The sequence below is a fragment of the Aeromonas sp. 601039 genome (assembly GCF_049174415.1).
Lineage (GTDB): Bacteria > Pseudomonadota > Gammaproteobacteria > Enterobacterales > Aeromonadaceae > Aeromonas > Aeromonas veronii_A.
In genome coordinates this window covers 21,275-42,686 of sequence record NZ_JAAKTL010000029.1, presented here as the reverse complement: position 1 = coordinate 42,686, position 21,412 = coordinate 21,275, and the positions used below count along the sequence as shown (strand labels likewise).

The following is a 21,412-nucleotide window of genomic DNA, read 5'->3' as shown; positions in this document are numbered from 1 at the left end:
GGAGCGGTAGTTCAGTCGGTTAGAATACCGGCCTGTCACGCCGGGGGTCGCGGGTTCGAGTCCCGTCCGCTCCGCCAATAATTTGAAGGCCTTCCCGATTGGGAAGGCCTTTTTGCTATGGGCGATTTTGTCCATAAGACCCACAGATTTGCACACCAGAATCGACACAAAGCCCGGCTTCATAACCGGGGTTTTGTATTTTTAGCGTGTTAAACAGCCAACGTTTGGTTTTTACCTGCCAAAAGAGAGCCAGATAGCCGTTTATTTCCACCATTTTCTGGCTATATCTGAGCCTTATCAGTTTCATTCACAGCCATTTGAACAGCTCTACAGATGGTCAAATCAGCCTTCTGCTGCCTGCTGACTACAGGGAAGTTCCATATTGACCACCCCCTCTTCCATCTGCACGTCGATCTTGAAGCCAAGTCGCTTGGCGAGGTTGACCATGCCACGATTGCTGGGCATGGTCATGCCGGATAGCTGGCCAATCCCCTGTTCTTTGGCGTAGCGGATGATCTTCTCCATCATCAATTTGCCGAGCCCCACCCCTTTCAAGTCCGATCGCACCAGAATGGCAAACTCGGCATCGCTCTGGTCCGGGGTCGAAATAGCGCGTACCACGCCGAGGATCTGATCCTGCAGCTCGCCACCTTGCCCCACCGCTACGAAGGCCATCTCCCGGTCGTAATCGATCTGGGTCATGCGAGCCAGCTCTTCATGCCCCAGCTCGCCCACATCGGCAAAGAAGCGTTTGTATCTGTCTTCATCGGAGACCTGCAGCACGAACTGCTTGTGAGCCGGTTCATCTTCCGGCCGGATCGGGCGCAGCAGGATATGGCGCTGATCCTTAAGCCAGGCACCTTCCTCCAGTTCGGTAGGATAGGGGCGGATCGCCAGTCGGTTGCTGGTTGTGATGGCGGGGTCAGCCAGCGTGAGGCTGGCATCCAGTACCACCATCTCGGCGCCGCATGCTTGCAGCGGGTGCAGGTCCAGCTCCTGAATCTCCGGAAAGGCGAGCAATAGCTCGGAGAGCTGGCAAAGCACTTGGCCCAAGGCATCAATATCCAGTCGTTCCGGCGTCGCCTGTTCGCGGATCTTGCGGCTCTTGAGGGCACCGATGATCTGATAACGTGCCAGTGCCTGATTGAGCGGTGGCAAGGCTGCTACCATCTCCTGCGGTTCGGCGCCCGACTCACCCAGCAGGATGACGGGGCCAAAGATGGCGTCTTGCTGGATCCGCACCCGCAGCTCCAGGCCGCCGCTGCGGCGGGCCATGCGTTGCACCAGCAAGCCTTCGATGCGGGCGCCCGGATCGTGTTGTCTGACCCGATCCAGAATGGCATCTGCGGCTTGCGCCACTTCTGCCGAGGTGCGCAGATTGAGCACCACCCCGTGTACGGCAGACTTGTGTTGGATGTCGGGTGAGCGCAGTTTCACTGCCACCGGATAGCCGATCTGCTCGGCGGTCAGGGTCGCCTCGATGGCATCGGTGACGATCCAGGTTGGCAGGGTCGAGAGGCCGGCAGCCTGCAAAATTGGATGCACCAGATGGGTATCCAGCCTCAGCTGCTTGCGCTCCTGCGCCTGACGGACCAGATGTTGGCAGAGCTCGACATTGAGCTGGTTGCCATGCAGTGATGCCGGTGTCTCCATCAATTGCTTCTGGTTGCGGCGGTATTCCACCATGTGCATGAAGGCGGCCATGGCACTTTCCGGCGTGCGATAGGTCGGGAAACCTGCCTCGGTAAAGAGTTTGCGACCCTCCTGCGCCGAGTATTCGCCCGCCCAGTTGGTGAGGATATTGAAACGGCGCGCTCTGGGATGCTGTTTCAGATGGGCGATAAGATGGCTGGCCAGCGGTGCATTCGGTGCTGTGAGCGAGGGTGCGTGGATGATCAGGATGGCGTCGATGCCATCTTCCTGCAACACGTTGTCCAGCGCCTCCTGATAGGTGGTGATGGTAGCATCGCTGCCAATATCGAGCGGCGGGCGAGCCAGCTTGCCGCCCCGCTCCAGCAGCACATCCACCGCCATATTGGCCAGCCCGCGGCCGTTGGAGATGATGGCGAGCCGCTCTCCCTTGAGGGTCATGGAGTGGCTCAAGGTTTCTACCGCGGCAAACAGTTCGTGGGTATCCCGTACCCGCAACATGCCGGCGCGGCGGATGGCGGCATCATAGACGTTGTCGAGACCGTGGGCCGGTTCGTGGCGCCCGCTTTTCAGCACCAGGATCGGCTTGTTGCGCGAGGCTGCCCGCGCAGCCGAGAGAAAGTGGCGGGCGTCGTGCAGCTTGTCCATATAGATCAAGATGGCACGGGTGACGCTGTCGCGGGAGAGCTGATCCAGCAGCTGGCCGAAGTCGATATCGCAGTGATCGCCAAGTGAGATAAAGGCGGAAAAGCCCAGTTCATGCTGCTTGGCCCAATCCAGAATGGTGGTGCTGACGGCGGCGGATTGCGAGAGAAAGGCGACCTGCCCCGGCTTGGCGGCAATGGGTGAAAAGCTGGCGTTGATCCCTTGGCCGGGTAGCAGCATTCCCATGCTGTTGGGGCCGAGCAGGCGAATGCCGTATTGTTGGCAGACCCGTTTCAGCTCCAGCCGCTCCTCGGGGGAAAAGTCGGCGGCCAGTATGATGGCTGCACCAGAGCCCTTATGGCCGAGCGCTTCCAATAGTGGCAAGACTCGTTCCCGTCTGGTGCAGATGATGGCGAGATCTGGGATCAGCGGCAGGCTGGCAATATCGGGATAGGCCAGCACGCCGGCGATGGCCTTGTTGCGCGGAGTGACCGGGAGGATGGGCCCTTTGAATTGGCCTGCCAGCAGGTGACGCACGATCACATGACCCGCCTTGAGCGGGTCGGTCGAGGCGCCGATCACGGCGATTGATTGGGGTTTGAACAGCCGATCCAGACCGCTTGCTTTCATGGGCACTCCCGACAAAAGGGGGAAGATACCAGTCTAATACGCCTTTGCTGCGGGTTCTGTGACCGGCTCCCGATCACCGTTTGTTCAGGGCATTGGCACGCAGATAAAAGCGCAGTTCGCCCTGTACCCGACGAATGGCTCCCAGGTAGCGTTCCTGCAGATAGATATCCTGCTCCCTATCCAGCGCCGTGCTGGGCACCCCCATACTTTGCAGATACTCGTCAAACAGGGTAGAACCCTTGATCTCTACCAGATGCTGTTTCATGGCTCTCCTCCCTGCGCCTTGGTGTTTGTTGATGAATGCCTAGTCTGCGATGAGCTGCATGGTTTGCCTATTGTCACTTTTGACACGAGAGCGCTCACACATCTTTCAGAGAGGGCACCGTTGAGCCGCTGGCTGGCGTTATAGTATGGCGAGGAGAATGAGGTGCATGAGGAGCGGATGGTGCACGGGATGATCAGAGTCTGGTGGTGGTGTATGGGATTGTGGGCGGTTGGCGTATCGGCAGCCGAGCAGCCTATCCGCGCCTGGAATCTGTTGCTGGATCACCCCAACCCCGCCGTCGTCCAGTTGCTGCGGCTCTCTCTCGATCTCACCGTACCGGAGTATGGCCCCTACCAGCTGGTCCCCAGCCCCCAGATGGAGCAGGGGCGGGCTGTGAAGGAGTTGCGTAGTGGCGAGCTGGTTCAGATTGGCGTCTTTGCCCCGGATGGTGAACGGGAACGAGAGCTGTTGGCGGTCCACATTCCGCTGGCCAAGGGGCTGCTGGGGTGGCGGGTGTGTCTTGTTCGGCAGGGTGACGAGGGGCGTTTTGCTGCGATCGGCTCGTTGGTGGACTGGCATCGCGCCGGACTCTCCATCGGTCAGCACAGATCCTGGCCCGATACCCAGTTGCTCAAGGCCAACGGCCTAAAGGTGACGGTGGGCAATCTTTATGAGGCGCTTTTCAACATGCTGCGCAAGAAGCGTTTTGACTGCTTCCTGCGCTCGGTCATCGAGATCGAGGATGAACTCAGGCAGCACCCGGATCTGGCCATCGAGCCTCGTCTGGTATTTCGCTATCCGCTAGCGCTGCTCTTCTTTGTCTCGCCCAACTATCCGGAGCTGGCGCAGCGTATCGAGCTCGGCCTGCAGCGGGCACGGCAATCGGGCGCTTTTGATCGGGTTTTTGAAGAGGGATTTGGCAGCACCATTCGGCGGCTAAAACTGGATGAGCGGGTGCGCCTCGAGCTGCACAATCCCGACCTGCCGTTGCCCAGTCGCGTCATGATGGCTGATCCGGCACTCATCTATAAACCGGTGTCAGCGCAGTGAACCCTGATTCTGCGCGGTATCCCAGAAGGCGCGGATCAATGGCTCCTCCAGCCGCTTCTTGAGTACCCCGATCCCCACATCAAATGGCTTGAAGGCGGGCTTGAGGTCGATGATCCGTACCTTGTCGCCGAGCGGGCTGTGGTCGATCACCGCCGCCGGTACCAGCCCCACGCCACAGCCGAGCGCCACCATGGCGACAATCCCCTCGTTCCCCGCCACTTCGGCATAGATGTTGGGGGCTATCCCCTTGTTGCGAAACCACTGATCGCTGCGTTTACGGGCCAGTCCCTGCTCGGAGAGGATGACTGGCAGCTGCTCCCAATCCGGCTCCCCTTGACGGAACCACTGGTTCAGCTGCGGGGCATTGCGCGGCGCGATGAAGACCAGCGGCACCAGCTGCAGGCTGGCAAATTCGAGTTTGGCCGGCAGGGCATCGGGGCGGGCGGCGATAGCGAGATCGGCCTCGTCGGCCAGGATCTTGTCCACCGCCAGCGCCGGGTCGCCGGTCTCCAGCTTGATCTCCAGCTGGGGGTAGCGGCGGCGAAAGCGCTCCAGCACCTCGGGCAGCAGAAAGTAGCTGGCAGTGACCGAGCAGAACACGCGCAGCCGTCCCTGCAGTGGTTCATCGCTGCGTTTGAGCTCCTGCTTGAGCTGACGCCACTCCTGCAACAGGCCGCCGCCAAACTCCCGCAGCTTCTCGCCGGCGGGGGTGAGCCGTACCGAGCGGTTATCTCGCTCGAACAGGATACAGCCGGTCTCCTGTTCCAGTCGCTGGATGGCGCGACTCAGGGTGGAGGGGCTGACCGCCATGGCATCGGCACTCTTGCCGAAGTGGAGGGAGTCGGCGAGGTGGAGAAACAGCTCGAGATTGCGAAGGTCCATTGATCACTTCCTGCTGCAGTCAGGGCATAAATTCATGTTGTATCGTCCGGTTCCGGCAATCGCATCCCCGCACAATTCAGCGGCAATATTGCCGAAACGGGGCGTGCATGGGGCGCAATTGCCAAGAATCATCTTTCAATTATTGCAACGTACTATTTCGAATATATCAGTTCAGGCAATAAGTGTCCCGCGCTATAGTGGTTCAGACAACGCCGCTACTCGGCATGGAATCAATCGAACGGAGCAATCACCATGGCTAACTATTTCAACACCTTGAACCTGCGTCAGCAGTTGGCCCAACTGGGCAAGTGTCGTTTCATGCAGCGCGAAGAGTTCGCGGACGGCTGCAACGTGCTGAAGGGCAAGAAGGTGGTGATTGTGGGCTGTGGTGCCCAGGGGCTGAACCAGGGTCTGAACATGCGCGACTCCGGGCTGGATATCTCCTACGCCCTGCGCAAGGCCGCCATCACCGAGAAGCGTGCCTCCTGGCAGAAAGCCACCGACAACGGCTTCGCGGTCGGTACCTATGAAGAGCTGATCCCGACTGCCGATCTGGTGCTGAACCTGACTCCGGACAAGCAACACTCCGACGTGGTCAAAACCGTGATGCCGCTGATGAAGCAGGGCGCCGCGCTGGGTTACTCCCACGGCTTCAACGTGGTGGAAGAGGGTCAGCAGATCCGCTCCGATATCACCGTCGTGATGGTGGCGCCCAAGTGCCCGGGCACCGAGGTACGTGAAGAGTACAAGCGCGGCTTCGGTGTACCGACCCTGATCGCCGTTCACCCGGAGAACGATCCCAAGGGCGAAGGCATGGCCATCGCCAAGGCGTGGGCCTCTGCCACCGGTGGCGACCGTGCCGGCGTGCTGGAGTCCTCCTTCGTAGCGGAAGTGAAATCTGACCTGATGGGCGAGCAGACCATCCTCTGCGGCATGCTGCAAGCAGGTTCCCTGCTCTGCTACGACAAACTTGTTGCCGAAGGCACCGACCCGGCCTACGCCGGCAAGTTGATCCAGTTCGGCTGGGAGACCATCACCGAAGCCCTGAAACAGGGTGGCATCAGCCTGATGATGGACCGCCTCTCCAACCCGGCCAAGCTGCGCGCTTTCGAGCTCTCCGAGCAGCTCAAGACCCTGATGCGCCCGCTGTTCGAGAAGCATATGGACGACATCATCGCCGGTGAGTTCTCCCGCGGCATGATGGCCGATTGGGCCGAAGATGACGTCAAGCTGTTCACCTGGCGTGAAGAGACCGGTAAATCCGCCTTCGAAAACGCCCCGGCGTTTGCAGGCAAGATTGCCGAGCAGGAGTACTTCGACAATGGCGTGGTGATGGTGGCCATGGTCAAGGCGGGTGTCGAGCTGGCGTTCGAGACCATGGTGGCTTCCGGTATCTACGAGGAGTCCGCCTACTACGAATCCCTTCACGAGTTGCCGCTGATCGCCAACACAGTTGCCCGCAAGCGTCTGTACGAGATGAACGTGGTCATCTCCGACACCGCCGAGTACGGCAACTACCTGTTCGCCAACGCCGCCGTGCCCTTGCTGCGCGAGCACTTCATGCCGACCCTGAAGGCGGGTGATCTGGGTGCCAGCAAGGCGGAAGGGCAGAGCGTGGATAACCTGGCGCTGCTGGCGGCCAACGAAGCGACCCGCAACCATCCGATCGAAAAAATCGGTCAGGTACTGCGTGGCTACATGAAGGACATGAAACGCATCGCTGTTGGCGGTTAAGCCTGCATCGGGCTGGATGATGAAGGGGCGGGGATGACGATCCCCGTCGCCGGTCGGACTGGACACCCGACCGGCCAGCCAGAAAAATCAGCCTGACAATCATAAAAAAGCCCCGCTCATCGAGCGGGGCTTTTGCATTCAGAAAGGTCTGATAAATCAGGCTTTCCACGCTTTCCAGGTGTTGATCAGACCGTTGGTGGAGCAGTCGTGGCTGGTGACAGCCTCGTTGTTGCCCAGCTCCGGCAGGATCTTGTTGGCCAGCTGTTTGCCCAGCTCCACACCCCACTGGTCGAAGGAGAAGATGTTCCAGATTGCGCCCTGTACGAAAATCTTGTGCTCGTACATGGCGATCAGGGCACCCAGGGTTTTCGGGGTCAGGCTCTTGAACAGGATGGAGTTGGTCGGGCGGTTGCCTTCGAACACCTTGAACGGCACCAGATCCTTGACCTGCTCCAGGGTTTTGCCTGCAGCCAGGAACTCGGCTTCAACCTCTTCCTTGCTCTTGCCGAAGGCCAGTGCCTCGGTCTGGGCGAAGAAGTTGGCCAGCAGTTTCGGGTGGTGATCACCGATCGGGTTGTGGCTGATGGCCGGCGCCAGGAAGTCACAGGGGATCAGCTTGGTGCCCTGATGGATCAGCTGGTAGAAAGCGTGCTGGCCGTTGGTGCCCGGCTCACCCCAGATGATGGGGCCGGTCTGGTAGTCAACCGGCTTGCCGTTGCGATCCACGTACTTGCCGTTGGATTCCATGTTGCCCTGCTGGAAGTAGGCAGGGAAGCGGTGCATGTACTGATCGTACGGCAGGATGGCTTCGGACTCGGCACCGTAGAAGTTGTTGTACCACAGGCCAATCAGCGCCAGCAGCACCGGCACGTTCTGCTCATAGGAGGCAGTGGCGAAGTGCATATCCATCTCGAAGGCGCCTTGCAGCAGGGCTTCAAAGTTCTCGAAACCGACAGACAGGGCGATGGGCATGCCGATGGCAGACCAGGAGGAGTAGCGGCCGCCAACCCAGTCCCAGAACTCGAACATGTTGTTGGTGTCGATACCGAACTCGGCCACGGCCTTGCCGTTGGTGGAGAGGGCAGCAAAGTGCTTGGCAACGTGGGCCTTGTCACCGGCGATGTTGATGAACCAGTCGCGGGCGGTCAGGGCGTTGGTCATGGTCTCCTGAGTGGTGAAGGTTTTGGAGGCCACCAGGAACAGGGTGGTTTCCGGATCGATCTTCTTCAGGGTTTCGGCGATGTGGGTGCCATCGACGTTGGAGACGAAGTGCATCTGCAGGTGGTTTTTGTAGGGACGCAGTGCTTCGGTGATCATCACAGGGCCCAGGTCAGAGCCACCGATACCGATGTTGACCACGTGCTGGATCGCTTTGCCGGTGTAGCCTTTCCACTCGCCGGAGATGATCTTCTCGCAGAAGCCCTTCATCTTGGCCAGTACGGCGTTCACTTCCGGCATCACATCCTTGCCGTCGCACTCGATGGGGCGGTCGGAGCGGTTGCGCAGGGCCACGTGCAGTACGGATCGCCCTTCGGTCATGTTGATCTTGTCGCCATTGAACATGGCATCGATCGCGCTGCGAAGATCGGTCTCTTTGGCCAGATCAATCAGCAACTTGAGGGTTTCTTCGGTGATCAGGTTCTTCGAGTAATCAACCAGGATGTCGCCGCCGAAGGTGAGGGAAAACTTGTCAAAGCGCTTCGGGTCCTGTGCGAACAGATCCTTGAGTCGGGTCTCTTTGTTTGCTGCAAAGTGGGCTTCCAGTGCCTGCCAGGCCTGGGTTTGGGTTGGATTGATGTTTTTCATAGGATTCCTGAAATGCCAAGTTGTGTTTGAACCTTGCAGGCAAGGTCCCGCCAAACCTTATTATCCGAGCATTATAGCGAGCCGGCCGGGCGGCCCGTGTAACAGAGTTTTACCGATTGTCTTTTACCGCAATGGGGCAACCGTCGGGAGTATACAACCAGAACATCGGGATTATGAGTCACGAAAGCAAGGGGGATCTTGCGCTCGCTCATGATTGGGGCTGGCCCGCAGCTCTGAAATTGTTTTCATTCAGCCGGCCTGATTATGCAGCGGATGGCGTGCCAGAAATGACAATGCCAGCCCGAAGGCTGGCATTGTGGGTTGCTGCTTTACCGCGATCATGCCTGCGGTTTTTGCATGTGCATCACCATCTGCGGGAAGGGGATCTCGATCCCTTCGGCATCAAAGGTGAGTTTCACCTTCTCGTGGAAGTCGAACCAGACACCCCAGTAGTCGCCGGTCTTGACCCACGGGCGCACCACGATATTGACCGAGGAGTCGGCCAGCGCGGCGACGGCGATGGTAGCGGCCGGATCCTTCAGGATGCGCGGCTCTTCGTTCACCAGACGCTCAAGGATCTGCTTGGCCTTGCGCAGGTCGGAGCCGTAGCCGATACCGAAGGTCATGTCGACGCGGCGGGTATCCATGCGGGAGTAGTTGACGATGGTGCCGTTGAGGATGGCGGAGTTCGGAACGACCACCATCTTGTTGTCACCGGAGGTGAGGGTGGTGGTGAATAGCTGAACGGATTGCACCACGCCAGACGTGCCTGCCACTTCGATAAACTCGCCCGCCTTGATGGGGCGGAAGATGATCAGCAGGAAGCCAGCGGCAAAGTTGGAGAGCGAGCCTTGCAGCGCCAGACCGATGGCCAGACCGGCGGCACCGATAATGGCGACGAAGGAGGCGGTCTGGACGCCGACCCGGCCCAGCGCGGCGATCACCACGAACACCAGGATGGCGTATTTGAGGATGCTGCCAACGAAGTGGGTGACGGTGGTGTCGAGCTTGCGCGCCTGCATCACTTTTACCACGCCACCGCTGAGCAGATTGGCTGCGATATAGCCGACCAGCAGGGTGAGCAGGGCGGCCGCGATGTTGACGGCATACTCGATCAGCAGGCCCTGGTTATTGACCAGCCAGGTCTGCGCTTCGGTAATGATTTCGGGTTCCATAGGATGTCCTTTCGGGTGCTAAAGGTTTATGGCGCATGAATCTAACATCGCAGCGCGACAGTCCGGGTCGCATCTGGTGCTTATTTTACTGCCATAAAAAACTGCCACAAAAAAGAAGGGAGGCCAAGGCCTCCCTTCTTCAAGCTAGGTGAAAAGCGCTGCCGATCAACTTTGTAGCAGTTGACTGCGAATAAATTGCCACTGATCCTCAAAGCCGGCGGTGGGCTTGAGCTTGAACTCGGAGCGGACGAACTGACTGATGCGACCTTCGGTGTAGGCCAGCAGCAGATTGGCCAGCATGGTCTCATCGAGCTGGAAGCCCTGACCCTCGCGCAGTCGCTTCTCGCGCAGCACCTGTTTGATCTGGGTCTCCAGCTTGTCGAACAGGATGCTGATGCGGTCTCGCAACCGGTCATGCTCCCCCAGCAGGGCATCGCCGTTGAGGATGCGGGTAATGCCGGGATTGCGCTCGGCGAACACCAGCAGCAACTGCAGGATGTGGTGGCAGCGCGCCATGGTGTCTTTCTCTTCCGCCATGATCAGATTGACCCGTGACAGCAGGGAATCCTCGATAAAGTCGATCAGCCCCTCGAACATCCGCGCCTTGCTGGGAAAGTGTCGATAGAGGGCAGCTTCAGATACGCCGACCTCGGCCGCCAGACGGGCCGTGGTGATACGCTGCCCCGGACTGGTTTCCAGCATATGGGCGAGCGCCTGCAGGATCTGATCGCGCCGACTCTGTTTCTGATTACTGCTTGCCATGGATTCCCCTAAAAAAACAATGGCTTGATTCTGTTATTAGGCACCGCCCATCAGGTTGGTGTGGTCTGTTATTGACGACCGGAAGAACCAAAACCGCCTTCGCCCCGTTCGCTCTGGTTGAACTCATCGACCAGTTGGAAGGTGGCCTGAACCACCGGCATGATTACCAGCTGGGCGATACGCTCGCCGGGTTGCATGGTGAACTCATCCTTGCCGCGGTTCCAGACCGAGACCATCAGCTGACCCTGATAGTCGGAATCGATCAGACCGACCAAGTTGCCCAGCACGATGCCGTGCTTATGGCCGAGACCGGAGCGGGGCAGAATGGTGGCACACAGACCCGGATCCTGAATGTGAATAGCCAGACCGGTCGGTACCAGAGTGGTATCGCCCGGAGCCAGAGTCAGCGGTGCATCCAGCAGGGCACGCAGATCCATGCCGGCAGAGCCGGGAGTGGCGTAGGCGGGCAGCGGGTACTCGGTACCGATACGGGCATCCAGAATCTTCAGTTCAATTTGTGTTGTCATGAATCGCTTTTTCAGTTGGATCTTGTGTTGGCGCCCCTCTTGGCAAGGCGGGGCGCCGTGAGTCTTGTTCTTTCGGGGCGCTTAGCGCCGATAGTGACACGCAATCAGGGCAACCAGATGACGGGCCAGCGTCAGCTTGTCGGCCAGCGGCAGAGGCGCCTGGCCCCCTTGCCAGAACACGGTCAGGGCGTTGTCATCGGCGTTGAAGCCTTGCCCCTCGCGGGATACATCGTTGGCGGCGATCATGTCCAACCGCTTTCGCTGCAATTTATCGAGGGCGTATTGTTCCACATCCACGGTTTCGGCGGCAAATCCGACGGTGAAGGGTTTGTCTGGAAGGGCGCCGACGGCAGCAATGATGTCGGGATTTTTCACCAGCTTCACCACCATCTGATCGTTGTCACCGGTCTTCTTGATCTTCTGGCTGGCGACCTGCTCGGGGCGGTAGTCGGCCACCGCAGCGCAACCGATGAAGAGATCGCATTCTCCCACCCGGCTCATCACCGCCTGATGCATCTGTTCGGCGCTCTCGACATCGATGCGGGTGACGCCCACAGGTGTAGCCAGCGTTACCGGGCCGCTCACCAGCGTCACCTCGGCGCCCGCTTCACGAGCGGCGCGGGCGATGGCAAAGCCCATCTTGCCGGAGCTGTGGTTGCTGATGTAGCGCACCGGATCGAGCGCCTCGCGGGTCGGACCGGCGGTCAGCAGTAGCTTGACGCCCGCCAGCAAGGGCTCGGCGGCCAGCTGCTGGCAGCAGCGCTCCACCAGTTCGAGGGGATCCAGCATCCGGCCCGGGCCCACATCGCCACAGGCCTGGCTGCCGGCATCCGGCCCCCACAGCAGGACGCCGCGGCTGGCCAGGGTCTTGAGATTGGCTTGGGTGGCTGCGTTGAGGTACATCTGCTGGTTCATGGCGGGCGCCAGGGCGACCGGTGCCGGGGTGGCCAGACAGAGGGTGGTGAGCAGTTCGTCGGCCATGCCGGCCGCCATACGCGCCATCAGGTTGGCGCTGGCGGGGGCGATCAATACCAGATCGGCCCACTTGGCCAGCTCGATATGGCCCATGCCCGCTTCGGCAGCCGGATCCAGCAGGCTGTCCGCCACCGGATGGCCGGAGACCGCCTGCAGGGTCAGTGGCGTGATGAACTCCTTGGCGGAGCGGGTCATCACCACCCGCACCTCGGCACCCTGATCTTTCAGACGGCGTACCAGCTCGGCACTCTTGTAGGCGGCGATCCCGCCGCTGACACCCAACAGGATGCGTTTATCGGCCAATCTCATCTGCTGTTTCTCTATCCGGCTCACTTTGACTGGTCGGCTAAGATACCACAGGCAGGGGATGACGACAGGGGTTGGCATCAAGGGGTTGTGGCGGGGAACACGCAAATATTTGCTATGTTTTTCCTCAACAGGGAGAGAGGAGAGACAAATGAGCATCAAGGAGTGGCCGGAAGATGAACGTCCCAGAGAGAAGCTGCTGCGACAGGGGCCGACGGTGCTCAGCGATGCCGAGCTGCTTGCCATCTTCCTGCGTACCGGCGTCAATGGCCTGAGTGCGGTCGATCTCTCCCGTAACCTGTTGAATCAGTTCGGATCGCTGCGCAATCTGCTGGGTGCGGATCAGCGCGCTTTCTGCGAGGCCCACGGCCTTGGCCCGGCCAAATATGCCCAGTTGCAGGCGGTGCTGGAGATGGCCAAACGCCATCTGGCGCAGCAGTTGCAAAGGGGTGATGCCCTCACCTCGCCCCAGCTGACCCGCGACTATTTGCAAGCCCAGCTGCGGGATCGGCCGCGCGAAGTGTTTGCCCTGCTGTTGCTCGACAATCAGCACAGAGTCATTCAATTTGTTGAGCTTTTTTTCGGCACAATCGATTCGGCGAGCGTCTGGCCAAGAGAAATCGTGCAGATCGCGCTCAAACATAATGCAGCCGCGGTGATTCTGGCGCATAATCACCCGTCCGGCGTCGCCGAGCCCAGTCGGGCCGACCGCCAGATCACGGATCGGATCACGGCCGCCTTGGCCCTGATCGATATCAGAGTGCTGGATCACTTGGTGATCGGTGACGGCATCACGGTTTCTTTCGCCGAGCGCGGTTGGTTATGACTGTGCTCTGGCGCCGTATTAGTTGATCTTTGATCACGGATGCTGTATAAAATGCCGCCTTCTGTTTGCCCCGCAATCGAAGGCCAGCGGGGCAGATATTTGCTCGAGCAATGAAGTAAGATTTGGAGAGACTGACATGTCTAGAGTATGCCAAGTAACCGGCAAGCGCCCGGCAGTTGGTAACAACCGTTCGCACGCTAACAACGCTACCAAGCGTCGTTTCCTGCCGAACCTGCACACTCACCGTTTCTGGGTTGAGAGTGAAAAACGCTTCGTAAGCCTGCGCGTATCCGCAAAAGGCATGCGTATCATCGACAAGCGTGGCGTTGAAGTGGTTCTGGCTGAACTGCGCGCCAGCGGTGTTAAGGTATAAGGAATTAGATCATGGCTAAAGGTATTCGCGAGAAAATTCGCCTGAACTCCAGCGCCGGTACTGGTCACTTCTATACCACTACCAAAAACAAGCGCACCATGCCCGAAAAAATGGAGATCAAAAAGTTTGATCCCGTTGTTCGTCAGCATGTGATCTACAAGGAAGGCAAAATCAAGTAATTACTTGATGCTGCATTCCCAAAAACCCGGCTTCGTGCCGGGTTTTTTTATGCGCCGAATTCAGTACACTGCCGGTTCAAAGGGAGGCTTGCCATGTTCAAATTGAGCCGCAAAGGCTGGAATAACGTGATCATCGTGGTGGTGCTGATCGTGATCACCCTGTTGCATCGTATGGAGTTGGCCCAGCAGGAGAATAGCGCCAAGCGCGCTCGCCCCTTGCTGCCTGATGAGGCTGTGGTGCTCACCTGGCAGGGGCCGAGCTGGCAGATTGAGCGGATCGGTCAGGGCTGGCGCAGCGGGCCGGATCTGGGGCTCGACAGCGCGCAGCTGGATGCCCGGCTGGCACGTTGGCAGGGCTGGTTGTTACCCCCCGGTGAAGCGGTACGCGGTGCGCCGGTGACCATCAAGGTGTGGATTGCTGGCCAGAACGATCCGGTCGAGATCGGCCTCTATCAGAATAGCGGTCAGTATGGTGCCCAGCTGCCGTCCGGTCTCTGGCTCGCCCTCACAGCCGAGCAGTATCGCGATCTGCTGCGCCCTGCCCCCTGAGTTCCTTTTCCTTGCGAGGTACCCATGCCTGAATTGCCAGAAGTTGAAGTCAGCCGTCAGGGGATCTCCCCCTGGCTCACCGGTATCAAGGTGACGCGCGTGGTGGTGCGGGATGGCCGCCTGCGCTGGCCGATCCCCGGTGAGATTCAGGAGCTGGTGGACCTCACCATCCATCGGGTGCGCCGCCGTGCCAAATACCTGCTGCTGGAGACCGATTTCGGCACCGCCATCCTTCATCTGGGGATGTCCGGCAGCCTGCGGGTACTGGATATCGGCACCCCGGCCGAGAAGCACGACCACGTGGATATCGAGCTGGAGAATGGCAAGCTGCTGCGGCTAAACGATCCGCGCCGCTTCGGCGCCCTGCTCTGGACCAGGGAACCGGCCGAAGCCCATACGCTGCTCGCCAAGCTGGGGCCCGAGCCGCTCACCGATGCCTTCAGTGCTGATTACCTGCAGGGGCGTGCCAAGGGGCGCAGCACTGCCATCAAGCAGTTCCTGATGGACAATCAGGTGGTGGTCGGGGTAGGCAACATCTACGCCAACGAGGCGCTCTATGCCGCCGGCATTCACCCCAAACGGGCGGCGGGCAATATCAGCGCCGAGCGGCTGGGAACCCTGGTGGCCGAGATCAAGCGGGTGTTGGCCGAAGCCATCCGGCAGGGCGGCACCACCCTCAAGGATTTCACCAGTGCCGATGGCAAGCCAGGCTATTTCGTGCAGCAGTTGCAGGTCTACGGCCGTGGCGGTCAGCCCTGTTTCCACTGTCACACCCTGCTGACCGAGACAAGAATGGGGCAGCGTACCACGGTTTTTTGCAGTCATTGCCAGCGCTGAGCGTACTTTTTTCCCCGATCCGGGGGAAGTTGTAACAGCATATTTCCAGGCTGTTGAATATTTGCGCAGTCATTACTAGTATCAGCGGCCGTTCAGGCGGTTTGAGAACTAGAAATGACTTTAAAATCAATAGACTGGGAGTATCTATCCCGGCAGGAGCGCTATTGCGCAAAATCCATGGCCCGCTTCCTCTATCCCGAGGGGTGCGAGCGCCAAACCTTCAATCGCGGCAAGTTTGTGCTGCGCAGCCTGCTCTATCGCAAGTCGTTGAGCCGGGTCTTCAGCCTGTTTCAGTGCGACTCGCTCAAGGCGCTTCCAGCTGTTTATCCCGAGCTGCTCGACAAGCCGATGCGTCCCTATCGCTTCGCCTGTGCCAGCGCCCGTGAGCGGGCCGAGATGCTGGAAAATCACTACCGTTTGCTGCTGGAGTGCTACCCGCAGCTGATTGATCCCCTCTATCTGGGCGAGGGGATCGAGTTGGGGCACTATCCCCAGAGTGGCTGCCGCCTTCTGCTGCGCCATGATGGCACCTTCCGCCGCGAGGCCGAGCTGGCGCTCTCCATCGTCAACGGCGAGGGGCAGCGCCTCTACAGCTGCGCCTTTTCGCTGGCGGGTAGCGTCGATCATTTGATTCTGATGATCGGCTCCATGCAGGGGCCGGAGCCTGCGGTCGAGAATGCCCAGGATCGGGTGCGCGAGCTGACCAAAGAGGGACACGGCCTGCGGCCCAAATCCCTGCTGGTGCAGCTGGTGCTGCAACTGGCGCAGGCCATGGGGGCGGCAGAGGTGCTGGCGGTGCGCAAGCGGGCCCACGTGTTTCAGGCCAAGCGCTACAGCAGCAAGCAGAAAGCCAATTTGCAGGCCGATTATGACGAGCTGTGGCAGGAATTCGGCGCCCGGGATGTGGATGCCAACTTCGTCGCCCTGCAAGCCCAGCCGCGCAAGCCGCTGGAGGAGATCGCCTCCAAGAAGCGGGCCATGTACCGGCGCCGCTACGAGTGGCTCGATCTGCTGGTGCAGGAGATGAATGAGCGGTTTGCCCGTCAGTAACCGGCAAGCATGCTGACCTCTCTATAACGAGAAAGATACAACAAGGGCTACCCACGGGTAGCCCTTGTTCGTTGTTGCCGTCGGGAATGGCCAGTGTGGAAGGGGATCACCCTTTCTGTTTGGCGGCGATGGCTTGGGCCACCACGGGGTCGACAAACTGGCGGATGTCGCCACCGTGCAGCGCCACCTCTTTCACCAGGGTGGAGGAGATAAAGGAGTTCTCCTCGGCCGGGGTGAGGAAGACGCTTTCCAGCTCAGGCATCAGGCGGCGGTTCATATTGGCCAGCTGAAACTCGTACTCGAAGTCGGAGACGGCGCGCAGGCCGCGGATCAGCACGTTGGCCTGATGCTCTTTGGCGAAATCGACCAGCAGACCGGAGAAGCCCACCACCTTGACGTTGGGAAGCGTGCTGGTCACTTGCTGGACAAGCTGGACACGTTCTGCCAGATCGAACAGAGGTCGCTTGCTCGGGCTGTTGGCGACACCGACCACCACCTCGTCAAACAGCTTGGCGGCGCGGCCGATGAGATCGGCGTGGCCATTGGTAACGGGATCAAACGTCCCGGGATAGATCACCCTGGTAGTCATCTTTGCGGTCCTGCAACCTGGAAATTTGGTCGCATTATAAGGTCGTCGCTTGAGAATAGCAGTGCATCAGGCAAGAATACGCCATCGCGCATCAAGCCTCCCTGCATTGGTGACAGGGAGCAAAGGGATTTTTTATGAAACGTATTCTGGTCGTTCGCAATGACAAGATTGGTGACTTCATGCTGGCGTGGCCGAGTTTCGCCATGCTCAAAGGCTCCATGGAGTGTCATGTGACTGCCCTGGTTCCGGCCTACACTGCGCCGCTGGCCCGGCTCTGCCCCTGGATTGACGAGGTGATCATCGATCCGGGCGTGCGGGCCGACAAGGAGCAACAGCGAGCGCTGCTGGCGCGGATCAAGGCGGCGGCGTTCGACGCGTCCATCTGCCTCTTCTCCAACTCCCGCAACGCCATGCTGGTGTGGAAGGCACATATCCCTTACCGGCTGGCGCCGGCGACCAAGCTGGCGCAGGTGCTCTACAACCAGCGACTGGTGCAGCGCCGCTCCCGCTCCCAGAAGCCGGAGTCCGAGTACAATCTGGAGCTGATCCGCCGCTTCCTGGCCGATCAGCAGGTGGCCGTGGTGGAGCCCCAGACCCCCTTCCTGCAGTTCGATGACGAGACCCTGCTACAGGTGCGCGAGCAATTGGCACTCAAGCTCAAGCTCGATGCCAGCCGCCCCTGGTTGATGGTGCATGCCGGTAGCGGCGGTTCGGCCAACAACCTCTCCATCGAGCAGTACGCCCGCATCATCATCAAGCTCAATCAGGCCTGCCCCGAACTGCAGTGCGTGCTGACCGCAGGCCCGGGTGAGGAGAAGATGGCTGAACAGCTGGCGGCCGAGCTGCTGGCCCACGGCGGCAACGGCTGGATCTACCGCTCCAGCGACGGTCTGCCGATGTTCTGTCAGGTGCTGGCCAACGCCGCCCTGTTCGTGGCAGGCAGTACCGGGCCGCTCCATATCGCCGGTGCGCTCGACGTGCCGACCGTCGGCTTCTTCCCGATGCGCCGCTCCGCCACTCCGCTGCGTTGGAAGCCCCTCAACAGCGAAGGGCGTCACCTCGCCTTCAGCCCGCCGGAGGATAGCGACCACCCGGAGGATATGAGTCAACTCGATCCCAAGACCATGGTGCCGGTGATGGCCCGCTGGGCGGCGCCTTTCTGGCGCAAATAACGTATGCAGCAATGCAAACAGGGCCCCGCGGGGCCCTGTTTCGTATGACGGTTATTCCGGCTGCTGCGGTTGCTGGCGCACCCAGAGGTCGGCGTATTTGATGAAGGTGGAGTGGGCGGAGAGGATCGCCAGCAGTAGCCCCTGCTTGCCATCGAGGAAGCCTGCTTTGAGCAGGTACATCTTGAGGAAGCAGCCGACGGCGTGGATCAGCCCCTGACTGAGGGAGCCCTTCTTGCCGCGGGCGGTGCGCTGATCGGCCCAGGCACGGGCATAACCGGCGGATTTCACCAGATAGTGCTCCAGATCCCGATAGGTGAAGTGGAGCAGGTCGCCATGAATATTGACGATCTTCATGTTGGCCCGCACTTCCACCTTTTCGTGCACCAGCGCCTCGTTGTAGCTGGTGAGCGCCTTGGGATAGAGGCGCAGCACCCGATCCGGATACCAGCCGCTGTGGCGGATAAAGCGGCCAAACACCCAGGAGAGGCGCGGGATCGAGTAGATGGTATCGCTGGCCGGATTGGCCATCACGTTGGCGATGGCGGTTTTCAGCTCGGGGGTGAGCCGCTCGTCGGCATCCAGCCACAGCACCCAGTCGGACTGCACGTGGGACTGGGCCAGTCGGCGCTGTTTGCCAAAGCCAGGCCACTTGGCGTTGACGAAGAAGCGGGCGCCAAATTCGACGGCGATGGCCGGGGTCTCGTCCTGACTGCCTGAGTCCAGAATGACGATCTCGTCCACCAGTCCGTCGAGGGAGGCGAGGCACTTGCGCAGGTTATCGGCTTCATTCTTGACGATCAGAACGGCAGCCAGAGTCGGTTTTTTCACGAATGTGGGCTCACGGTTATTGCCCGGCTGGCGGGTCGAATGCGTATTGATGGGCCATTCTAACGGAAAAACGGGCCAAAGAGAGAGCCGCCATTGCCCGTTTCTATCAGCTGTTTGCCTGTCTCGTCACATCCGGTTGGAAGAGGGCCACTGCTGGAAAAATGGGGTGACAGCAGCGTCTGCCAAGGATCTTCTGTTATTTATCCAGTCATTCTTGGGGCATAATCTCGCCCAGTGATGATTAACAGCCGGGCCAGTCCCGAGAGAAGACGCGTGATGAAAATATTGGTGATCGGCCCCTCCTGGGTCGGCGATATGGTGATGTCCCAGAGTCTCTACAAGGCGATCAAGGCCAACCATCCGGAGTGCGAGCTGCACGTGATGGCCCCCGCCTGGTGCTGCGCCCTGCTGGAGCGGATGCCGGAGGTGGACAAGGCGATCACCATGCCCCTTGGCCACGGTGACTTCAAACTGGTGGCGCGCCGCCGCCTCGGCAAGCAGCTGGCCGCCGAAAAATACGATCAGGCCATCGTCCAGCCCAACTCCATGAAGTCGGCGCTGATCCCCTGGTTTGCCCGCATTCCGGTCCGTACCGGCTGGAAGGGCGAGAGCCGCTACGGTCTGCTCAACGACCTGCGCAGCAACAAGTCCGCCTTCCCGCTGATGGTGGAGGGCTATCTGGCGCTCGCCTATCCCAAGGCGCAGATGAAGAGCCGGGCCGATATCCCGACCATTCCGCATCCGGCGCTCCATGTCGATCTGATCAACCAGGGCAAGGCGCTGGAGCGACTGGGGCTGGATCGCGCCCGCCCGGTGCTGGTGCTCTGCCCCGGTGCCGAGTTCGGCCCGGCCAAGCGCTGGCCGGAGGGGCACTACGCCGTGGTGGCCCAACAGCATCTGGACGAGGGGTGGCAGGTGTGGATCTTCGGTTCCAACAAGGATGTGCCGGTGGCCAATACCATCCGGGATCGGGTCAATCTGCTGACTCGCCCCAACTGCCACGTGCTGGCGGGCAAGACCAGCCTGCACGAGGCGATCGATCTGATGGCGCTGGCCAGCCGGGTCATCTCCAACGACTCCGGCCTGATGCACATCGCCGCCGCCCTCAACCGGCCGCTGGTGGGCGTCTATGGCTCCACCTCGCCGCTCTACACCCCGCCGCTGGCGGATCGGGTCGAGATTGTCCACACCGACATCGAGTGTCGCCCCTGCTTCAAGCGCACCTGCAAGTTCGGCCATCTCAAGTGTCTGATCGATCTGGCGCCGGAGCAGGTGGTCGATGCCTGCAAGAAGCTGGAGCAGGGTCAGTAAGATGCCCTACCGTCTGCTCTACAACCTGCTGATCCATCTGGGATTACCGCTGGCGCTGCTGGCCCTCTACAAGCCGAAGAAAGGCAAGCCCGGCTTTGGCAAGCGCTGGGCCGAGCATCTCGGGCGGCTGCCCGCCACCGGACAGGAGGCGCCGCTCTGGATCCATGCGGTGAGCGTGGGGGAGACGCTGGCCATCACGCCGCTCATTCGTGCCCTCAAGGCGGAGCGGCCCGATCTGCCTATCCTGCTCACCACCACCACCCGCACCGGCGCCGATCAGGCTGCCAGGCTGGGGGATCTGGTGATCCATCGCTATGCGCCACTCGACTACCCCTGGGCCATTGCCGCCTTTCTCGACACCTTCAAGCCGCGCGCGCTCTGGGTGATGGAGACCGAGTTGTGGCCGAACTGGCTGGCCGCCTGCGAGGCGCGCCATCTGCCGGTGACCATCATCAACGCCCGCCTCTCCGAGCGTTCCTGCCAGCGTTATGCCCGCTTCCACGGCGCCTTCGACGCCCTGAGCCGGCCGTTGACCCATCTGCTCTGCCAGCATCAGGATGACGCCGACCGCTTCGCCCGCCTCGGCATCGATCGTTCGCGGCTGGCGGTGACCGGCTCCATCAAGTTCGATATCCAGTTTGGTGACGAGGTGCAGACCAAGGGGCGCGCCCTGCGCCAGCAGCTGGGCGCCGAGCGGCCGGTCTGGATCGCCGCCAGTACCCATCTGGGTGAGGATGAGCAGGTGCTGGCCGCCTTCGATCTGCTGCTCAAACGCCATCCCGACGCGCTGCTCATTCTGGTGCCGCGCCACCCCGAGCGGTTCGACCGGGTGGCCGAGCTGTGTGCCCCTTACGGCTGCGTGCGGCGCACTGATGGTGCTGCGGTGAATGCGGAGGATAAGGTCTATCTCGGCGATACCATGGGCGAGCTGCCGCTGATGCTGGCTGCGGCCGATGTGGCCTTCGTTGGCGGCAGTCTGGTGAAGATTGGCGGTCACAACCTGCTGGAGCCGGCGGCCCTCGGCAAGCCCTGCCTGACCGGACCCGCCTACTTCAACTTCAGCGACATCACCCGCCAGCTGGTGGCTCAGGGTGGCGCCGCCATCGTGGCCGATGCCGCCGAGCTGGGCGAGCGGGTGAACCAGCTGTTTGCCGACGGCAACGCCCGCCGCGAGATGGGGGAGCAGGCCCGCGCCGTGGTGCTGCGCAATCAGGGAGCGCTGGCGCGTACCCTCTCGCACTGCCTCACTGCGCTGGAGAACGACTGAACCCATAACGAGCATCGCACTGGC

General features: G+C 60.6%; 21 protein-coding genes and 1 tRNA gene. 12 read left to right on the top strand and 10 right to left on the bottom strand.

Features of this window, described 5'->3' with window-relative positions; genetic code table 11:
• Positions 1 to 77 (top strand) — tRNA-Asp (locus G5195_RS18370).
• Between the two features lie 265 nt (positions 78 to 342).
• Here G5195_RS18370 and G5195_RS18365 read toward each other — a convergent pair.
• Both G5195_RS18365 and G5195_RS18360 read right to left on the bottom strand, forming a co-directional pair.
• Positions 343 to 2,925, bottom strand: coding sequence for a GNAT family N-acetyltransferase (locus G5195_RS18365; RefSeq protein ID WP_421236379.1), 2,583 nt, complete (start codon positions 2,923 to 2,925; stop codon positions 343 to 345).
• A 73-nt stretch (positions 2,926 to 2,998) separates the two neighbouring features.
• Positions 2,999 to 3,190: a hypothetical protein gene (locus tag G5195_RS18360; protein ID WP_005342100.1), complete on the bottom strand. Its 192-nt coding sequence runs from the start codon at positions 3,188 to 3,190 to the stop codon at positions 2,999 to 3,001.
• A gap of 189 nt (positions 3,191 to 3,379) precedes the next feature.
• Here G5195_RS18360 and G5195_RS18355 point away from each other — a divergent pair, with 189 nt between their 5' ends.
• Positions 3,380 to 4,240 carry a hypothetical protein gene (locus G5195_RS18355; protein WP_421236378.1) on the top strand — a complete coding sequence of 287 codons (861 nt, stop codon included), beginning with the start codon at positions 3,380 to 3,382 and terminating at the stop codon, positions 4,238 to 4,240.
• Here G5195_RS18355 and ilvY read toward each other — a convergent pair.
• Positions 4,229 to 5,122: an HTH-type transcriptional activator IlvY gene (ilvY, locus tag G5195_RS18350; RefSeq protein WP_005342097.1), complete on the bottom strand. Its 894-nt coding sequence runs from the start codon at positions 5,120 to 5,122 to the stop codon at positions 4,229 to 4,231. The two genes, G5195_RS18355 and ilvY, sit on opposite strands and share 12 nt — an antisense overlap.
• Positions 5,123 to 5,374: 252 nt before the next feature.
• Between ilvY and ilvC the strand changes: the two genes are divergently transcribed.
• Positions 5,375 to 6,856: a ketol-acid reductoisomerase gene (gene ilvC, locus G5195_RS18345; RefSeq protein WP_005355979.1), complete on the top strand. Its 1,482-nt coding sequence runs from the start codon at positions 5,375 to 5,377 to the stop codon at positions 6,854 to 6,856.
• A gap of 156 nt (positions 6,857 to 7,012) precedes the next feature.
• On the opposite strand, the gene pgi is transcribed toward ilvC, so the two are convergent.
• From pgi to coaBC, 5 genes are all read right to left on the bottom strand, one after another.
• Positions 7,013 to 8,662 (bottom strand): glucose-6-phosphate isomerase, encoded by a 1,650-nt coding sequence (pgi, locus tag G5195_RS18340; protein ID WP_123174042.1) that lies wholly within the window; start codon positions 8,660 to 8,662, stop codon positions 7,013 to 7,015.
• A 338-nt stretch (positions 8,663 to 9,000) separates the two neighbouring features.
• A complete protein-coding gene (locus tag G5195_RS18335) occupies positions 9,001 to 9,837 on the bottom strand; it encodes a mechanosensitive ion channel domain-containing protein (protein ID WP_041210774.1) in 837 nt (278 codons plus the stop codon).
• 165 nt (positions 9,838 to 10,002) lie between these two features.
• A complete protein-coding gene (gene slmA, locus G5195_RS18330) occupies positions 10,003 to 10,599 on the bottom strand; it encodes a nucleoid occlusion factor SlmA (RefSeq protein WP_005339495.1) in 597 nt (198 codons plus the stop codon).
• Between the two features lie 68 nt (positions 10,600 to 10,667).
• Positions 10,668 to 11,126: a dUTP diphosphatase gene (gene dut, locus G5195_RS18325; protein ID WP_216979843.1), complete on the bottom strand. Its 459-nt coding sequence runs from the start codon at positions 11,124 to 11,126 to the stop codon at positions 10,668 to 10,670.
• 81 nt (positions 11,127 to 11,207) lie between these two features.
• Positions 11,208 to 12,410: a bifunctional phosphopantothenoylcysteine decarboxylase/phosphopantothenate--cysteine ligase CoaBC gene (gene coaBC / locus G5195_RS18320; protein WP_421236377.1), complete on the bottom strand. Its 1,203-nt coding sequence runs from the start codon at positions 12,408 to 12,410 to the stop codon at positions 11,208 to 11,210.
• Between the two features lie 148 nt (positions 12,411 to 12,558).
• Between coaBC and radC the strand changes: the two genes are divergently transcribed.
• The 6 genes from radC (at position 12,559) to G5195_RS18290 (ending at position 16,221) form a co-directional block, all read left to right on the top strand.
• On the top strand, positions 12,559 to 13,233 hold the full coding sequence (gene radC, locus G5195_RS18315; RefSeq protein WP_421236376.1) for a RadC family protein: 675 nt from the start codon (positions 12,559 to 12,561) through the stop codon (positions 13,231 to 13,233).
• A 136-nt stretch (positions 13,234 to 13,369) separates the two neighbouring features.
• A complete protein-coding gene (rpmB, locus tag G5195_RS18310) occupies positions 13,370 to 13,606 on the top strand; it encodes a 50S ribosomal protein L28 (RefSeq protein ID WP_005307492.1) in 237 nt (78 codons plus the stop codon).
• Between the two features lie 11 nt (positions 13,607 to 13,617).
• Positions 13,618 to 13,785 carry a 50S ribosomal protein L33 gene (gene rpmG, locus G5195_RS18305; protein ID WP_005307500.1) on the top strand — a complete coding sequence of 56 codons (168 nt, stop codon included), beginning with the start codon at positions 13,618 to 13,620 and terminating at the stop codon, positions 13,783 to 13,785.
• Positions 13,786 to 13,878: 93 nt separating this feature from the next.
• Complete coding sequence (locus G5195_RS18300) at positions 13,879 to 14,334, top strand: hypothetical protein (RefSeq protein ID WP_421207234.1); 456 nt, start codon at positions 13,879 to 13,881, stop codon at positions 14,332 to 14,334.
• A gap of 24 nt (positions 14,335 to 14,358) precedes the next feature.
• Positions 14,359 to 15,171 carry a bifunctional DNA-formamidopyrimidine glycosylase/DNA-(apurinic or apyrimidinic site) lyase gene (gene mutM, locus G5195_RS18295; protein ID WP_236563701.1) on the top strand — a complete coding sequence of 271 codons (813 nt, stop codon included), beginning with the start codon at positions 14,359 to 14,361 and terminating at the stop codon, positions 15,169 to 15,171.
• Positions 15,172 to 15,285: 114 nt separating this feature from the next.
• Positions 15,286 to 16,221, top strand: coding sequence for a VirK/YbjX family protein (locus G5195_RS18290; protein WP_421236375.1), 936 nt, complete (start codon positions 15,286 to 15,288; stop codon positions 16,219 to 16,221).
• 106 nt (positions 16,222 to 16,327) lie between these two features.
• On the opposite strand, the gene coaD is transcribed toward G5195_RS18290, so the two are convergent.
• Entirely contained in the window at positions 16,328 to 16,810 is a 483-nt protein-coding gene (gene coaD / locus G5195_RS18285) for a pantetheine-phosphate adenylyltransferase (RefSeq protein ID WP_040069411.1), read from the bottom strand.
• 134 nt (positions 16,811 to 16,944) lie between these two features.
• On the opposite strand from coaD, the gene G5195_RS18280 reads away from it, so the two are divergent.
• The gene (locus G5195_RS18280; RefSeq protein WP_421236374.1) at positions 16,945 to 17,982 is read left to right on the top strand and encodes a glycosyltransferase family 9 protein; all 1,038 of its coding nucleotides are present in this window, start codon (positions 16,945 to 16,947) and stop codon (positions 17,980 to 17,982) included.
• Positions 17,983 to 18,033: 51 nt separating this feature from the next.
• Here the strand turns inward: G5195_RS18280 and G5195_RS18275 are convergent, their stop codons facing one another.
• Entirely contained in the window at positions 18,034 to 18,810 is a 777-nt protein-coding gene (locus G5195_RS18275) for a glycosyltransferase family 2 protein (RefSeq protein ID WP_421236373.1), read from the bottom strand.
• A 276-nt stretch (positions 18,811 to 19,086) separates the two neighbouring features.
• On the opposite strand from G5195_RS18275, the gene waaF reads away from it, so the two are divergent.
• Positions 19,087 to 20,121, top strand: coding sequence for a lipopolysaccharide heptosyltransferase II (gene waaF, locus G5195_RS18270; RefSeq protein ID WP_421236372.1), 1,035 nt, complete (start codon positions 19,087 to 19,089; stop codon positions 20,119 to 20,121).
• 1 nt (position 20,122) lies between these two features.
• The gene (gene waaA, locus G5195_RS18265) at positions 20,123 to 21,388 is read left to right on the top strand and encodes a lipid IV(A) 3-deoxy-D-manno-octulosonic acid transferase (protein ID WP_421236371.1); all 1,266 of its coding nucleotides are present in this window, start codon (positions 20,123 to 20,125) and stop codon (positions 21,386 to 21,388) included.
• Positions 21,389 to 21,412: the final 24 nt, after the last annotated feature.

What these genes read in the sequence shown, in the direction of transcription:
- rpmG (WP_005307500.1), top strand. Translation starts at nt 13,618, where the DNA reads ATGGCTAAAGGTATTCGCGAGAAAATTCGCCTGAACTCCAGCGCCGGT.
- dut (WP_216979843.1), bottom strand. Translation starts at nt 11,126, where the DNA reads ATGACAACACAAATTGAACTGAAGATTCTGGATGCCCGTATCGGTACC.
- G5195_RS18290 (WP_421236375.1), top strand. Translation starts at nt 15,286, where the DNA reads ATGACTTTAAAATCAATAGACTGGGAGTATCTATCCCGGCAGGAGCGC.
- G5195_RS18335 (WP_041210774.1), bottom strand. Translation starts at nt 9,837, where the DNA reads ATGGAACCCGAAATCATTACCGAAGCGCAGACCTGGCTGGTCAATAAC.
- waaA (WP_421236371.1), top strand. Translation starts at nt 20,123, where the DNA reads ATGCCCTACCGTCTGCTCTACAACCTGCTGATCCATCTGGGATTACCG.
- coaD (WP_040069411.1), bottom strand. Translation starts at nt 16,810, where the DNA reads ATGACTACCAGGGTGATCTATCCCGGGACGTTTGATCCCGTTACCAAT.
- G5195_RS18355 (WP_421236378.1), top strand. Translation starts at nt 3,380, where the DNA reads ATGATCAGAGTCTGGTGGTGGTGTATGGGATTGTGGGCGGTTGGCGTA.
- G5195_RS18280 (WP_421236374.1), top strand. Translation starts at nt 16,945, where the DNA reads ATGAAACGTATTCTGGTCGTTCGCAATGACAAGATTGGTGACTTCATG.
- G5195_RS18360 (WP_005342100.1), bottom strand. Translation starts at nt 3,190, where the DNA reads ATGAAACAGCATCTGGTAGAGATCAAGGGTTCTACCCTGTTTGACGAG.
- ilvC (WP_005355979.1), top strand. Translation starts at nt 5,375, where the DNA reads ATGGCTAACTATTTCAACACCTTGAACCTGCGTCAGCAGTTGGCCCAA.
- mutM (WP_236563701.1), top strand. Translation starts at nt 14,359, where the DNA reads ATGCCTGAATTGCCAGAAGTTGAAGTCAGCCGTCAGGGGATCTCCCCC.
- coaBC (WP_421236377.1), bottom strand. Translation starts at nt 12,410, where the DNA reads ATGAGATTGGCCGATAAACGCATCCTGTTGGGTGTCAGCGGCGGGATC.
- waaF (WP_421236372.1), top strand. Translation starts at nt 19,087, where the DNA reads ATGAAAATATTGGTGATCGGCCCCTCCTGGGTCGGCGATATGGTGATG.
- slmA (WP_005339495.1), bottom strand. Translation starts at nt 10,599, where the DNA reads ATGGCAAGCAGTAATCAGAAACAGAGTCGGCGCGATCAGATCCTGCAG.
- G5195_RS18365 (WP_421236379.1), bottom strand. Translation starts at nt 2,925, where the DNA reads ATGAAAGCAAGCGGTCTGGATCGGCTGTTCAAACCCCAATCAATCGCC.
- ilvY (WP_005342097.1), bottom strand. Translation starts at nt 5,122, where the DNA reads ATGGACCTTCGCAATCTCGAGCTGTTTCTCCACCTCGCCGACTCCCTC.
- radC (WP_421236376.1), top strand. Translation starts at nt 12,559, where the DNA reads ATGAGCATCAAGGAGTGGCCGGAAGATGAACGTCCCAGAGAGAAGCTG.
- G5195_RS18300 (WP_421207234.1), top strand. Translation starts at nt 13,879, where the DNA reads ATGTTCAAATTGAGCCGCAAAGGCTGGAATAACGTGATCATCGTGGTG.
- pgi (WP_123174042.1), bottom strand. Translation starts at nt 8,662, where the DNA reads ATGAAAAACATCAATCCAACCCAAACCCAGGCCTGGCAGGCACTGGAA.
- rpmB (WP_005307492.1), top strand. Translation starts at nt 13,370, where the DNA reads ATGTCTAGAGTATGCCAAGTAACCGGCAAGCGCCCGGCAGTTGGTAAC.